This is a genomic window from Erwinia sp. JUb26 (genome assembly GCF_003751505.1).
Classification (GTDB): domain Bacteria; phylum Pseudomonadota; class Gammaproteobacteria; order Enterobacterales; family Enterobacteriaceae; genus Erwinia.
The window spans coordinates 390,004-404,161 of record NZ_RJVB01000001.1; the positions used below are offsets into that span (position 1 = coordinate 390,004).

Consider the following 14,158-nt stretch of genomic DNA (forward strand, 5'->3'; position numbering starts at 1 on the left):
TATATGAGTCAGTTTTTCTATATTCACCCGGACAACCCGCAGCCGCGACTGGTCAAGCAGGCGGTGGAGATGTTAAACAAAGGCAGCGTGATCGTCTATCCGACGGACTCCGGCTATGCGCTGGGCTGTAAGCTGGAAGACAAAAACGCCATGGAGCGTATCTGCCGCATTCGCCAGCTCGATGGCAATCACAACTTTACGCTGATGTGCCGCGATTTGTCCGAACTGTCGACCTATGCGCACGTCGACAACACCGCATTTCGCTTGATCAAAAACAACACGCCGGGCAACTACACCTTTATCCTCAAGGCGACGAAAGAAGTCCCGCGCCGCCTGATGAGCGAAAAGCGTAAAACCATCGGCCTGCGCGTGCCGTCGAATCCCATTGCGCTGGCGCTGCTGGAAGCGCTGAACGAGCCGATGATGTCGACCTCGCTGATGCTGCCGGGCAATGATTTTACCGAGTCGGATCCGGAAGCCATCCAGGATGAAATCGGCAAACTGGTCGATTTGATTATTCACGGCGGCTACCTGGGGCAGCAGCCGACAACGGTGATTGACCTGACGGATGATTCGCCGGTGGTGGTGCGTGAAGGCGTAGGGGATATTCAGCCGTTCCTTTAACTGCATAAAAGGCAGGATAGTCACGATGTCCTGCCTCGCTCCCAGCGCGTTTACGACGTTGATTCCTCCAGCCACTTCTGGAACACCTGATACGGAATGTAGAGAGAAACGTCCTTTAATTCCGTTTCCCGCGTTGCGGTTTTTTTGACCTCACCGCTGTAACCGACTAGCACGCCGCCGATACTGTCATCACTGTGGTACACCGCACCGCCCGACATGCCCTGTACGGCACCGGCGTTTGACGCCATGGCCACGCAGGGTTTTTTATTCCAGCCGTTACGAATGCCGGTCATCGCCAGATTGCTGCCGGAGGATTCAACCGGCATAGCCGAGAAGAAGCTGTAGCCGTACATGCGAACCGGCTCACCCACTTTGGTGGTGCGAAACACGGGGCGGGTGTTCAGGTTATTTTTGTGATGGATGATCGCCAGATCGCAGTAAGGGTGATAGGCCTTCACCCGGTGCATTGTCCAGCGCGCAACGTGGCCCGCCGTCAGACTGTACTCCGAGGTAATCGGAATGCTGGTGCCGAGCGCACCGACACCCAGGATGGTGGGGATCCCCACGAAATTCATATCAACCCGCTTCATCGCTTCACGACTGTAGCTATAGCTACCCACGGAACAGCCGGTTAACGCCAGCAGCGATAGCGCCAGCAGACATTTTTTAATCGCCATTTTTTCACCTGTCAGACACGCCGCTTACTCGCCGTTCCGCGGTTAAGACGTGGCTGGGCTCGTGCCGGTTGAAACCCCGGCGGATAAGTAACACAAAAAATAACGACGCCAGCGCGTTGTTATTTTGGAATAGTGGGAAACATCGGGGAGATAAACGAAAACAGCGTGTCTTCCTGCCGTTTGCCTGGAAAAATCTTATGCGCTTAAGCAGCGTGTTGGGTAATTATTCAAACTTAAAGTAATGATTGATAATAATAAACATCAATTTAATTATATGTTTGAGTCGCTCGTTATAAATTGTGATATGGTTATCTTGTTGATTTTAAATCAATAAATATTTTTGAGTGCATATCTGGTAAATTTTTTCCATATGGCGGGTAAAGAAGTCTTAATTTAAGTAATCAGCGAAATTAAAATAAGGTTCTGAAGAGATCTCACTGCCTGAAACAGGCTGTCTGTTTATCGCGATGGAATGAAATTTATTTTCCTTTACTCAGCCGTTTCAATTTTTATGATGTCGCAAGCACGCGTTTCGGCAATATCCGCGTGGCCAGGCTAAAATTAGGTTATTATCCTGCTAACAAACAGGTTACAGCGGGGGTAAAAGTCTGTATAATATCCCCCGAATTTAAATATAAGTTATTGAAAATAAAAGAAAATTTTATTTTCACCATGACGCCTGGGAAGGCGACACAGAGGCAGCTCCATGAGCGAAAAGTTACAGAAAGTTTTAGCACGCGCCGGGCACGGTTCCCGTCGTGAAATCGAAACCATGATCTCCGCCGGGCGCGTCAGCGTTGATGGCAAGCTGGCCACGCTGGGCGACCGCGTTGAGCCAAGCAGTTCCCTGAAAATTCGTATTGACGGGCATGTTGTGCCGGTCAGTGAATCCATTACCGAAGTTTGCCGCGTTCTGGCCTACTACAAGCCGGAAGGCGAGCTGTGTACGCGCAGCGATCCGGAAGGCCGCCCAACGGTGTTCGATCGTCTGCCTAAGCTGCGCGGTGCGCGCTGGATTGCCGTTGGCCGTCTGGATGTGAATACCTGCGGACTGCTGCTGTTCACCACCGACGGTGAACTGGCGAACCGTTTGATGCACCCAAGCCGCGAAGTGGAACGTGAATATGCCGTGCGCGTATTCGGTCAGGTGGATGATGAGAAAATTAAACAGCTGAGCCGTGGCGTGCAGCTGGAAGATGGCCCTGCCGCATTCAAGACCCTGAAATTCACCGGCGGTGAAGGCATTAACCAGTGGTACAACGTCACCCTGACGGAAGGGCGTAACCGCGAGGTTCGTCGTCTGTGGGAAGCGGTTGGCGTGCAGGTGAGCCGTCTGATCCGCGTTCGCTACGGCGATATCGATCTGCCGAAAGGCCTGCCGCGCGGGGGCTATACCGAGCTGGATCTGCAGCCAACCAACTATCTGCGTGAGCTGGTCGGGCTGCAAGCGGAAACCGTCAGCAAAGTGCCGGTTGAAAAAGATCGTCGTCGTACCAAGGCGAATCAAATCCGTCGTGCGGTGAAGCGCCACACCACCACCACGAAAGCAGCAAAACCCGGGGGCAGCCGCCGTCAGGGTTCGAAACGCCAGCAGGGCAAGCCGTAAGTTGCCATGCCAGTAAAAAGGGGCCAGCATTCACTCGCTGGCCCCTTTTTTTATCCGTTCCGTTTACCAGTCAATGCCCTGCTGGGCCTGGATCCCGGCGTCAAACGCGTGCTTAACCGGGCGCATTTCGCTGACCGTATCCGCCAGATCCAGCAGTTCGCGGTGGCAGCCACGCCCGGTAATAATCACGCTCTGGTGAGCGGGGCGCTGCCGCAGCGCATCGATCACTTCCTGCAGCGGCAGGTAATCAAAGCTGACCATATAGGTCAACTCATCCAACACCACCAGATCCAGCGTGACATCCTGCAACATCCTCTTTCCGTGCTGCCAGACCTTCAGGCAGGCCTCCGTATCGGTGGCGCGGTTCTGCGTATCCCAGGTAAAACCGGTGGCCATAACCTGAAACTCCACGCCGTGCGGCTCAAGGAGATTGCGTTCGCCGTTCGGCCATTCGCCTTTAATAAACTGGATCACACCGACGCGCTTCCGGTGGCCGACCGCACGAGTGGCGGTGCCGAAGGCGGCGGTGGTTTTCCCTTTGCCGTTTCCGGTGAAAACCATCAGGATGCCACGGGTTTCCGTGGCGGCTGCAATGCGCGCATCCACCTGTTCTTTCAGTCGCTGCTGGCGCTGCTGGTGGCGATCGTCAGACATTATTCTGCCGCTCCCGGTTTACGCCCCGGCTGAGCATCATAGCTGATGCCGGTTTTACGTCGGCTGTCGTCGCCCATCAGCCACAGATACAGCGGCATAATATCGGCGGGGGTTTTCAGCTTCATCGCGTCCTCCTGCGGGAAGGCACTGGCGCGCATGCGGGTGCGGGTTCCGCCCGGGTTAATGCAGTTCACCCGCAGCTGGCGGCTGTCGTACTCTTCCGCCAGAACCTGCATCATGCCTTCGGTGGCAAATTTAGACACGGAATAGGCTCCCCATCCGGCGCGCCCCTGGCGACCAACGCTGGAGGAGGTGAACACCAGTGATGCCGACGCGGATTTCAGCAGCAGCGGGATCAGCGCCTGGGTCAGGAAAAAGGTGCCGTCAATATTCACGCGCATCACCTGCTGCCAGACGGCCGGGCTTTGTTCGGTCATCGGCACCACTTCGCCGAGCAGCCCGGCGTTATGCAGCACGCCGTCCAGCCGCGGTACCACGCGCGCAATATCATCAGCCAGCTGCTGGCAGCTTTCCGGCGTGGCCGCTTCCAGATCTAGCGGGAACCAGTAAGCAGGTTGACGGGCGTGATGATTGATCTCATCGCAAACCTGCTGGAGCTGTTCCTTATTGCGGCCCAGCAGAAGGACCTGCGCGCCGTAGCGAGCGTAGGTCTGGGCGGCTTCACGACCGATGCCGGTATTGGCACCGGTAACCAGAATAATTCGGTTGTTGAGCAGATCGCTTTTCGGTTGATAATGCACGGTGAAATCCTCTGGCGATGAACGGTCCGCAGCGTCGCCGGCGGGTAAGGCTGGCGTAAGTTCTTGCAGGACATAGAATTAACTGCTTTATGCCTGAAAAATGAGGCGAGTGCAATCCTGCGGCTTTTCCGTTAATGCCGTGTTACCGGGTTACAGGCGACCAATCGCCGAGAGTCGGTTACACTGGATCAACTCTAATACAATGTTAATTAAGGCGGATTGAGTGGAACTACTCTCTTATTATGGACTCTTTTTAGCGAAAACTGTCACCGTGGTGGTGGCTATTGCCGCCATTGCATTGGTGATTGCCAATCTTGCCGCCCGCAAGCGAGGCCAGAGCGGTCAGCTGAGGCTGACGAACCTGAGCGAACGCTACCGCGAAATGCGCGATGATTTACAGCTGGCGAAGACAGAACCCGAGCAGCAGAAACAGTGGGTTAAAGAACATAAAAAGGCCGAAAAGCAGAAGCACAAGCTGGCTAAGCAGCAGATGAAAAATGGCGGCCTGAAGGTGGAAAGCAAGCCGACGCTGTTCGTGCTCGACTTCAAAGGCAGTATGGATGCCGGTGAGGTGACCTCGCTGCGTGAAGAGATCTCCGCGGTGGTCGCGGTCGCCCGCAGTGGTGATGAAGTGCTGTTGCGTCTGGAAAGCCCCGGCGGCGTGGTGCACGGCTATGGCCTGGCGGCATCACAGCTGCAGCGCCTGCGCGATAAGGGCATCCCGCTCACCGTTGCCGTCGATAAAGTGGCGGCCAGCGGCGGCTATATGATGGCCTGTGTCGCGGATCGCATCGTCGCCGCACCGTTCTCAATCATCGGGTCGATTGGCGTGGTGGCGCAGATCCCTAACTTCAACCGACTACTGAAACGCAACGATATTGACCTGGAGCTGCATACCGCCGGGGAATATAAACGCACGCTGACCATGCTGGGGGAAAACACCGATGCCGGGCGTGAGAAATTCCGTCAGGATCTCAACGAAACCCACCAGCTGTTCAAGGAGTTTGTCCATCAGATGCGCCCGTCGCTGGATATTGACAGCGTGGCCACCGGCGAACACTGGTACGGCAGCCAGGCGCTGGAGAGAGGGCTGATCGATGCGATTGGTACCAGTGACGATCTGCTACTGGAACACATCGAATCGCGTCAGGCTATTGGCGTGCGCTTTGCCCAGCGTAAGCGCATGATGGATCGGTTTACCCAGAGCGCGGCGGCCAGCGCCGAACGCCTGCTGCTGCGCATCTGGCAGCGCAGTGAAAAGCCTCTGCTGTAACTCAGCGATAGCGCCCGTTCAGGCGGGCGCTATGCCGCCAGCCGATATTTCGGCGAAAGCTCGACCGTCAGATATTTGAACACGTTAAACACAATGGTGCTGCGCGGGCCGGGTAATCCCTGCTCATCCAGAAAGTAGTCACCGCTAAAAATCAGCAGCTCACCTTTTTGCTCAACGCCCGTGGCGGCCAGCCCGGCAAAAAAGTCAGCGTGTCCGGCAATCATCTCATTGGCCATAGCCAGCAGGCTGCTGCGATCGATGGTTTCCTGGGTCAGTGTCATATTCCCTCCTTTATAGTGATTGCGCTGAACGGTATTGTACGCGCGGCTGATAAATCCGCAATCTTGGTGTTGGTTTAGAAAACTGCCTCTTTTTACAGCCTTTTCTGGCGGAAATCTGTGCTTGATGCTAATTAAGTTGCGTAACAGATTTTATCAGGTACAGTGTGGGCGTTTCGGGTTCCGGGCGTAAAAGTGAGTTTACGCTTTGTTAGAGATTCGCTTAACAGGTAGTAAATAGTACCGTTTATCAAGATGTTAAAAGGTCTGTAATGGCACGAAAAATGATAAAAAGTTATCCGCGTTCGGTATCATTCTCGCGATAGCTTGATCGTCAGTGTGCGGCTACGGCCTGGACGGCACTACTTACTCTCGGATGTTTTAATCAGGTAAAGGTAACTATGGGAAAAGCTCTCGTAATAGTTGAGTCCCCGGCAAAAGCCAAAACTATCAATAAATATCTCGGCAATGACTACGTGGTTAAATCCAGCGTTGGTCATATCCGCGATTTGCCGACGAGTGGATCAACGGTTAAAAAGAGCGCTGACTCTACAACCAGTAAAACAACGAAGAAGGTCAAAAAAGACGAAAAGGCGGCGTTGGTTAACCGCATGGGCGTCGATCCTTACCACGGCTGGGAAGCGAATTATCAAATCCTGCCGGGCAAGGAAAAGGTGGTTGCTGAACTGAAATCACTGGCACAAAACGCTGACCATATCTATCTCGCAACGGACCTTGACCGCGAAGGGGAAGCCATTGCCTGGCACCTGCGGGAAGTGATCGGTGGCGATGAATCACGCTACAGCCGCGTGGTGTTTAACGAAATTACCAAGAATGCGATTCGTCAGGCGTTTGAAAAGCCTGGTGAACTGAATATCGACCGGGTAAATGCCCAGCAGGCGCGGCGCTTTATGGACCGCGTGGTTGGCTACATGGTCTCGCCGCTGCTGTGGAAAAAGGTGGCTCGCGGCCTGTCCGCCGGTCGCGTTCAGTCCGTCGCCGTGCGCCTGGTGGTGGAGCGCGAACGCGAGATTAAAGCGTTCGTGCCGGAAGAGTACTGGGAACTGAATGCCAGTCTGACCACGCCGAAGGGCACCGATCTGCCGATGCAGGTGACCCATCAGGGCGACAAGCCCTTCCGTCCGGTCAACGGCGAGCAAACCCATGCCGCTGTCAGCTTGCTGGAAAAAGCGCGCTATGTGGTTGCGGATCGTGAAGATAAACCGACCAGCAGCAAGCCCGGCGCGCCGTTTATCACTTCTACGCTGCAGCAGGCGGCAAGCACCCGTCTTGGTTTTGGCGTGAAAAAAACCATGATGATGGCGCAGCGCCTGTATGAAGCGGGCCATATCACCTATATGCGTACCGACTCGACTAACCTGAGCCAGGACGCGGTAAGCATGGTTTGTGGCTATATCGAGAAGGAATTCGGCGCGAAGTATCTGCCGAAGGCCCCGCTCGTGTATAGCAGCAAGGAAAATTCACAGGAGGCGCACGAAGCGATTCGTCCTTCCGACGTCAACATCCAGTCCGAGCAGTTGAAGGATATGGAGGCGGACGCGCAGAAGCTGTACCAGCTGATCTGGCGCCAGTTCGTTGCCTGTCAGATGATGCCTGCACAGTATGATTCCACCACGCTGACCGTGGCTGCCGGTGATTTCAAACTGAAGGCGAAGGGCCGTACCCTGCGCTTCGACGGCTGGACGCGCGTGATGCCTGCGCTGCGTAAGGGCGATGAAGATCGCACTCTGCCGCCGGTTGACGTGGGTAGCGAACTGACCCTGCAGCAGCTGACGCCAAGCCAGCACTTCACCAAGCCACCGGCACGCTTCAGTGAAGCCTCGCTGGTGCGCGAGTTGGAAAAGCGCGGCATCGGTCGTCCTTCCACCTATGCCTCGATCATCTCGACGATTCAGGATCGCGGCTACGTGAAAGTGGAAAGCCGCCGCTTCTACGCCGAGAAAATGGGCGAAATCGTCACCGATCGTCTGGAAGAGAACTTCCGCGATCTGATGAACTACGATTTCACCGCCAACATGGAAGACAACCTCGACAAGGTTGCCAACAACGAAGCGCAGTGGAAGGCCGTACTGGATAAATTCTTCGGCGAGTTCAGCCAGCAGCTCGAACAGGCCGCGAAAGATCCGGAAGAGGGCGGCATGCAGCCTAACCAGATGGTGCTGACTTCGATCGAATGCCCGACCTGTTCGCGTCATATGGGTATTCGTACCGCCAGTACCGGGGTGTTCCTCGGCTGTTCCGGCTATGCCCTGCCGCCGAAAGAGCGCTGCAAGCAGACCATTAACCTGATCCCTGAGAATGAAGTCCTGAACATTCTCGAGGGTGATGATGCGGAAACCAACGCGCTGCGTGCGCGTCGCCGCTGCGAGAAATGCGGCACGGCGATGGACAGCTACCTGATTGATAATCAGCGCAAGCTGCACGTCTGCGGTAGCAACCCGGAGTGCGACGGCTACGAGATCGAGCAGGGTGAATTCCGCATCAAAGGCTACGATGGCCCGATTGTGGAGTGCGAGAAGTGTGGTTCTGAAATGCACCTGAAAATGGGGCGTTTCGGCAAGTACATGGCCTGTACCAACGACGACTGTAAGAACACGCGTAAAATCCTGCGTAACGGTGAAGTGGCACCGCCGAAGGAAGATCCGGTGCCGCTGCCGGAGCTGCCGTGTGAAAAGTCAGATGCGTACTTCGTACTGCGTGACGGTGCGGCGGGCGTTTTCCTGGCGGCCAACACCTTCCCTAAATCGCGCGAAACCCGCGCGCCTCAGGTAGAAGAGCTGCAGCGCTTCCGCGATCGTCTGCCTGAAAAGCTAGCTTATCTGGCCGATGCGCCGGCGACGGATGACGATGGTAACAAGGCGGTCGTTCGCTTCAGCCGTAAGACTAAACAGCAGTACGTCAGCACCGAAAAAGACGGCAAAGCTACCGGCTGGTCCGCCTTTTACGTTGATGGCAAATGGGAAGTCAGCAAGAAGTAATCCGCGCTGATTTCTCTCTCCGCAGGGGCAGGCCGTTCTGGTCTGCCCTTGAATCGTGACTTTGCTGATAATCTAAGCGATTGTTAGTGAATGTTTCCCTGCCGACGCTATACATATCCCACATTTTTGATATAGTTGTTATAGATATCCCTCTTCTTATTATTAAATCGCATTAGACCGCTAACCTGACGCTGACCAGATTTCTGGTGTCTTCTTCTGTAGGGTTTTCGGCACGTTGCTTCAGACCCTGGACGGAATGAAAAATGAAATTGCAGCAGCTGCGGTACATCGTTGAGGTGGTTAACCACAATCTCAACGTCTCTTCAACGGCCGAAGGGCTGTACACCTCTCAACCCGGCATCAGCAAGCAGGTGCGCATGCTGGAAGATGAACTGGGGATCCAGATCTTTGCCCGTAGCGGTAAACATCTGACCCAGGTGACGCCCGCCGGGCAGGAAATTATTCGTATTGCCCGCGAAGTTTTGTCAAAAGTTGATGCGATTAAATCCGTTGCCGGGGAGCACACCTGGCCGGATAAGGGCTCACTGTACGTGGCCACCACCCACACCCAGGCACGCTATGCGCTGCCGAACGTGATCAAAGGCTTTATTGAACGTTACCCGCGCGTCTCGCTGCATATGCACCAGGGATCGCCGACTCAGATCGCGGAAGCGGTCTCCAAGGGCAATGCGGATTTCGCCATTGCCACTGAGGCACTGCATCTTTACGACGACCTGATTATGCTGCCGTGCTATCACTGGAATCGCGCCATTGTGGTGACGCCGGATCATCCGCTGGCCGGGAAAGCGAAAGTGTCGATTGAGGAGCTGGCCGAGTATCCGCTGGTGACCTACACCTTTGGCTTCACCGGGCGTTCCGAGCTGGATACGGCGTTTAACCGTGCCGGGCTGACGCCGCGTATCGTGTTCACCGCCACCGATGCCGACGTGATCAAAACTTACGTGCGTCTGGGACTGGGCGTCGGGGTTATCGCCAGCATGGCGGTGGATCCGGTCTCCGATCCTGACCTGGTGCGCATTGAGGCGACGGACGTGTTCACCTACAGCACCACCAAAATCGGTTTCCGCCGCAGTACCTTCCTGCGTAGCTATATGTATGACTTTATACAACGTTTTGCCCCACATCTGACGCGTGACGTGGTCGATACGGCCGTGGGGCTACGCTCCAATGAAGATATTGAAGCGATGTTTAAAGATATTAAATTACCGGCTAAATAATTACATTTGTTTCTAATTATCTTAAGTTCAGATTGTAACGGATCTGAACTTAATGAAAGCTCCCACCTTTCACTGCCATCGCTAATTCCTTTCTATTCTCTGCAATAAATGAAATCTCTATCACATGTTTATCCATTGTTATGGATGAAGTGAGAAATAGTACACATTTTTCGTCGGGAATCTTTGCGAAAAATTAAGACTATTCCCATAATATACCCAACGCCAACGAGCAGTGGATTGCGTTGGTAGCCAGGTAAAGGGGACTTAGATAGTTGACACTGCCGCGCTGAACGCCAGGTGCCTGTCTGAGTGGTAAAATTTTTATGCTGAATGAATCACTTAAAACATTTTAATTACGTCCGTACGTGACATTACTAATGTTTTTAAGCGTTTAGTTTCATGAAAATGACTGGATCTTGGACAACCGCTGATTAGGCTGCGAGCCTGTTACTGGTTGAAATATTGAGTTAATGAGAGTGAGTATCAATTATGGCTACTAGATTATCTGTACAGTCCAACTTCGGTCATGAGTCCCAGGATGCTGAGCATAGCGGCAGCGAAAACCTGAAGCGTAACGCCTGGCTGGCGCTCTTCGCGGGCTCCTTCCTGTTTTGGGTACTGGTCGTTACAATGGTCTGGAACCTGTGGAACTAACCATGCAACTGCTGACTGGCAGGTTACATGCTGAAATCATTGCTGAAATCCCTGACGATTTTGGCAATGAGGAACATCTTTCCCAGGTTAATATCCCTGCAGCATGGTGTCTGAATGACATGCAGCTGAAATTCATCCAATCTTTAATTGAAGATGGAAAAGGTGTTTAAATCAAGCCGGGTAATGGAAAAATCCTGTCCGGCTTTAGCCTTTCTGACGCTGTCTGATTATCAATAGTAACTCTTCGTAAACAAATCACGCGAAATGTAATTACTATGGAAAATACTTTTATTCATGGTGAATATTTAGTATCAGCCGTGAATGATAACGACAGATACAGTTATCAATAAAGATGAATTGGGTTCAATAATTTCAGTGGGATTATGCAGTATTGGCTTTTAATACTAATTATGAATTTTCATCATAATACGGTCGTTAATAGCATGCTGATGCAGATTAATCGCATGAATATAAATAACCTGGGTGATTAATTGACTGCCACGCCGGCAATGCCGGCGTGGCATTTTGCGTTTAAGTGCTTGGCATTTTGTGTTGTTATCAAAACGTTACCTCCTTTTTGTACTATCTTTAAAGCAAACCCTGCATTTAGTCCGGTTATGCGGCAGGTGAGAGCAATCAGAACAATAAAAGGAGGAGCAATGTCGACGACCCTACGTGAACTCAGCCAGGATACGCTGAGCGTTAACGGCCAGCCGTATCAAATTTACAGCCTGGTCAACGCCGCCAGGGAACTGGGCGATATCGATCGCCTGCCTAAATCCATGAAAGTGCTGCTGGAAAATCTGCTGCGCTGGGAGGATGGGGATTCCGTTACTGAGCAGGATATCCGGGCGATCGCAGGCTGGCTGGAAAATGCCCATGCCGATCGTGAGATCGCCTATCGCCCGGCGCGAGTGTTGATGCAGGACTTTACCGGCGTTCCGGCGGTGGTGGATCTTGCCGCCATGCGTGAAGCGGTGAAGCGATTAGGGGGCGACGTGGCGAAGGTTAACCCACTTTCACCCGTTGACCTGGTCATTGACCACTCGGTTACCGTCGATCGCTTCGGTGATAACGGGGCATTTGAAGAGAACGTGCATCTGGAAATGGAGCGCAATCATGAGCGCTACGTTTTCCTGCGCTGGGGGCAGAAAGCGTTTAACCGCTTCAGCGTGGTGCCGCCGGGAACGGGGATATGTCACCAGGTCAATCTGGAGTATCTCGGCCAGTCGGTGTGGCATGAACAGCTGGACGGCAGAGAGGTGGCGTATCCCGACACGCTGGTCGGTACCGATTCCCACACCACAATGATCAATGCCCTTGGCGTGCTGGGCTGGGGCGTCGGCGGCATTGAAGCCGAAGCCGCGATGCTGGGCCAGCCCGTTTCCATGTTGATCCCGGACGTCGTCGGCTTCAAGCTGAACGGCAAGCTGAAACCCGGCATTACGGCCACCGACCTCGTGCTGACCGTCACCCAGATGCTGCGTAAGCACGGGGTGGTCGGGAAATTTGTGGAATTTTACGGCGACGGGCTTAAGGATCTGCCGCTGGCGGATCGCGCGACCATTGCCAATATGGCGCCGGAATACGGTGCCACCTGCGGCTTCTTCCCGGTAGATGCCGTGACACTGGAATACATGCGGCTTACCGGGCGCAGCGAGCAGCAGGTGGCGCTGGTGGAAGCCTATGCCCGCCGTCAGGGAATGTGGCGCCATAGCGGCGACGAACCGGTCTTTACCAGCAGCCTGTCGCTGGATATGGACACGGTGGAATCAAGCCTGGCAGGACCGAAACGCCCGCAGGATCGTGTGGCGCTCGGCGATGTGCCCGCCGCCTTCCGCGCCAGCAACGAACTGGAGGTGAACCACGCGCAGAAAGATCATCAGGCGGTCAGCTATCGTGACGCCCGCAGCGGTCAGCAGTATCAGCTGAAGGACGGCGCGGTGGTCATTGCTGCCATCACCTCCTGTACCAATACCTCTAACCCCAGCGTGCTGATGGCCGCCGGGCTGCTGGCGAAAAAAGCCGTCGCCCTCGGACTGCAGCGCAAACCGTGGGTTAAAGCCTCGCTGGCACCGGGATCGAAAGTGGTTTCTGACTACCTTGCCGCTGCAGGACTGACGCCTCACCTCGACCAACTGGGGTTCAATCTGGTCGGTTACGGCTGTACCACCTGCATCGGTAACTCGGGGCCGCTGCCGGAAGAGATTGAAAATGCCATTCGTCAGGGCGATTTGACTGTGGGGGCCGTGCTCTCGGGTAACCGTAACTTTGAAGGCCGCATCCATCCCTATGTGAAGACCAACTGGCTGGCCTCGCCGCCGCTGGTGGTGGCCTATGCGCTGTCGGGGAATATGACGCTGAACCTGCAATCCGATCCGCTTGGCGAAGATGCCAGCGGCAGTCCGATCTATCTGAAAGATATCTGGCCTTCGCCGGAAGAGATTGCGGAAGCGGTGCAAATGGTGTCGACCCAGATGTTCCACAAAGAGTACGCTGAAGTCTTTGCCGGCACGCCCGAGTGGCAGCAGATTGAGGTCAGCGAGGCGGCAACCTATTCCTGGGACAGTGATTCCACCTACATTCGCCTGTCGCCGTTCTTCGACACCATGGAAAAAGAACCGGAGGCAGTGGAGGATATCAAAGGCGCTCGGATCCTGGCGATGCTCGGTGACTCGGTGACCACCGACCACATCTCCCCGGCGGGCAGCATTAAGGCGGACAGCCCGGCCGGGCGTTATCTGCTGGATCGCGGCGTTGAGCGTACCGACTTCAACTCCTACGGTTCGCGACGCGGCAATCACGAAGTCATGATGCGCGGGACCTTCGCCAACATCCGCATTCGCAATGAAATGGTGCCGGGCGTGGAAGGGGGCATCACGCGCCATATTCCCAGCAATGAGCAGTTGGCGATTTACGACGCCGCGATGCGCTATCGGGAAGAGGGCATTCCGCTGGCAATTATTGCCGGGAAAGAATACGGCTCCGGCTCCAGCCGTGACTGGGCGGCGAAGGGGCCACGCCTGCAGGGCGTGCGCGTGGTGATTGCCGAATCGTTCGAGCGCATCCACCGCTCGAATCTAATTGGCATGGGGATCCTGCCGCTGGAATTCCCACAGGGCATGACGCGTAAGACGCTGAAGCTGACCGGCGATGAGGTGATTGACGTTGCCGATCTTCAGCAGCTACAGCCGGGCACCACGGTGAACGTTACGTTGACGCGTGCGGATGGGAGTCAGGAAATTCTGGAAACGCGCTGTCGTATTGATACCGGCAACGAGCTGACCTACTACCAGAACGACGGCATCCTGCACTACGTGATCCGCAATATGCTGCGGGATTAACCGTAAAAAAAAGCCGCTATGCGAGTCATAGCGGCTTTTCATCACTCATT

At 54.6% G+C, this 14,158-nt stretch carries 12 protein-coding genes; 8 read left to right on the forward strand and 4 right to left on the reverse strand.

Going from position 1 to position 14,158, the window contains the following annotated elements; all coding sequences use genetic code 11:
- Nucleotides 1-3 precede the first annotated feature (3 nt).
- Complete coding sequence (locus EC836_RS01820) at nucleotides 4-624, forward strand: L-threonylcarbamoyladenylate synthase (protein WP_123329566.1); 621 nt, start codon at nucleotides 4-6, stop codon at nucleotides 622-624.
- A gap of 50 nt (nucleotides 625-674) precedes the next feature.
- On the opposite strand, the gene EC836_RS01825 is transcribed toward EC836_RS01820, so the two are convergent.
- Nucleotides 675-1,301, reverse strand: a complete 627-nt coding sequence (locus EC836_RS01825; RefSeq protein ID WP_123329568.1) for a serine protease — start codon at nucleotides 1,299-1,301, stop codon at nucleotides 675-677.
- A gap of 706 nt (nucleotides 1,302-2,007) precedes the next feature.
- On the opposite strand from EC836_RS01825, the gene rluB reads away from it, so the two are divergent.
- Nucleotides 2,008-2,907 (forward strand): 23S rRNA pseudouridine(2605) synthase RluB, encoded by a 900-nt coding sequence (rluB, locus tag EC836_RS01830; protein ID WP_123329570.1) that lies wholly within the window; start codon nucleotides 2,008-2,010, stop codon nucleotides 2,905-2,907.
- A 63-nt stretch (nucleotides 2,908-2,970) separates the two neighbouring features.
- On the opposite strand, the gene cobO is transcribed toward rluB, so the two are convergent.
- On the reverse strand, nucleotides 2,971-3,561 hold the full coding sequence (cobO, locus tag EC836_RS01835) for a cob(I)yrinic acid a,c-diamide adenosyltransferase (RefSeq protein ID WP_123329572.1): 591 nt from the start codon (nucleotides 3,559-3,561) through the stop codon (nucleotides 2,971-2,973).
- The gene (locus tag EC836_RS01840; RefSeq protein ID WP_123329574.1) at nucleotides 3,561-4,322 is read right to left on the reverse strand and encodes a YciK family oxidoreductase; all 762 of its coding nucleotides are present in this window, start codon (nucleotides 4,320-4,322) and stop codon (nucleotides 3,561-3,563) included. Before EC836_RS01840 ends, cobO begins: the two co-directional genes overlap by 1 nt.
- 223 nt (nucleotides 4,323-4,545) lie before the next feature.
- Here EC836_RS01840 and sohB point away from each other — a divergent pair, with 223 nt between their 5' ends.
- Complete coding sequence (gene sohB / locus EC836_RS01845; protein WP_123329576.1) at nucleotides 4,546-5,595, forward strand: protease SohB; 1,050 nt, start codon at nucleotides 4,546-4,548, stop codon at nucleotides 5,593-5,595.
- Between the two features lie 29 nt (nucleotides 5,596-5,624).
- On the opposite strand, the gene EC836_RS01850 is transcribed toward sohB, so the two are convergent.
- On the reverse strand, nucleotides 5,625-5,876 hold the full coding sequence (locus tag EC836_RS01850) for a DUF2498 family protein (RefSeq protein ID WP_123329578.1): 252 nt from the start codon (nucleotides 5,874-5,876) through the stop codon (nucleotides 5,625-5,627).
- 398 nt (nucleotides 5,877-6,274) lie between these two features.
- Between EC836_RS01850 and topA the strand changes: the two genes are divergently transcribed.
- From topA to acnA, 5 genes are all read left to right on the forward strand, one after another.
- Entirely contained in the window at nucleotides 6,275-8,872 is a 2,598-nt protein-coding gene (gene topA, locus EC836_RS01855; protein WP_123329580.1) for a type I DNA topoisomerase, read from the forward strand.
- A gap of 263 nt (nucleotides 8,873-9,135) precedes the next feature.
- Entirely contained in the window at nucleotides 9,136-10,110 is a 975-nt protein-coding gene (cysB, locus tag EC836_RS01865) for an HTH-type transcriptional regulator CysB (protein WP_123329581.1), read from the forward strand.
- 489 nt (nucleotides 10,111-10,599) lie between these two features.
- The gene (locus EC836_RS01870; protein ID WP_123329583.1) at nucleotides 10,600-10,764 is read left to right on the forward strand and encodes a YmiA family putative membrane protein; all 165 of its coding nucleotides are present in this window, start codon (nucleotides 10,600-10,602) and stop codon (nucleotides 10,762-10,764) included.
- A 2-nt stretch (nucleotides 10,765-10,766) separates the two neighbouring features.
- Entirely contained in the window at nucleotides 10,767-10,934 is a 168-nt protein-coding gene (locus tag EC836_RS24695) for a hypothetical protein (RefSeq protein WP_158612763.1), read from the forward strand.
- A 489-nt stretch (nucleotides 10,935-11,423) separates the two neighbouring features.
- Nucleotides 11,424-14,108 (forward strand): aconitate hydratase AcnA, encoded by a 2,685-nt coding sequence (gene acnA / locus EC836_RS01875; protein ID WP_123329585.1) that lies wholly within the window; start codon nucleotides 11,424-11,426, stop codon nucleotides 14,106-14,108.
- Nucleotides 14,109-14,158 lie beyond the last annotated feature (50 nt).

What these genes read in the sequence shown, in the direction of transcription:
- EC836_RS01870 (WP_123329583.1), top strand. Translation starts at nt 10,600, where the DNA reads ATGGCTACTAGATTATCTGTACAGTCCAACTTCGGTCATGAGTCCCAG.
- cobO (WP_123329572.1), bottom strand. Translation starts at nt 3,561, where the DNA reads ATGTCTGACGATCGCCACCAGCAGCGCCAGCAGCGACTGAAAGAACAG.
- EC836_RS01850 (WP_123329578.1), bottom strand. Translation starts at nt 5,876, where the DNA reads ATGACACTGACCCAGGAAACCATCGATCGCAGCAGCCTGCTGGCTATG.
- rluB (WP_123329570.1), top strand. Translation starts at nt 2,008, where the DNA reads ATGAGCGAAAAGTTACAGAAAGTTTTAGCACGCGCCGGGCACGGTTCC.
- EC836_RS24695 (WP_158612763.1), top strand. Translation starts at nt 10,767, where the DNA reads ATGCAACTGCTGACTGGCAGGTTACATGCTGAAATCATTGCTGAAATC.
- topA (WP_123329580.1), top strand. Translation starts at nt 6,275, where the DNA reads ATGGGAAAAGCTCTCGTAATAGTTGAGTCCCCGGCAAAAGCCAAAACT.
- acnA (WP_123329585.1), top strand. Translation starts at nt 11,424, where the DNA reads ATGTCGACGACCCTACGTGAACTCAGCCAGGATACGCTGAGCGTTAAC.
- EC836_RS01820 (WP_123329566.1), top strand. Translation starts at nt 4, where the DNA reads ATGAGTCAGTTTTTCTATATTCACCCGGACAACCCGCAGCCGCGACTG.
- cysB (WP_123329581.1), top strand. Translation starts at nt 9,136, where the DNA reads ATGAAATTGCAGCAGCTGCGGTACATCGTTGAGGTGGTTAACCACAAT.
- EC836_RS01825 (WP_123329568.1), bottom strand. Translation starts at nt 1,301, where the DNA reads ATGGCGATTAAAAAATGTCTGCTGGCGCTATCGCTGCTGGCGTTAACC.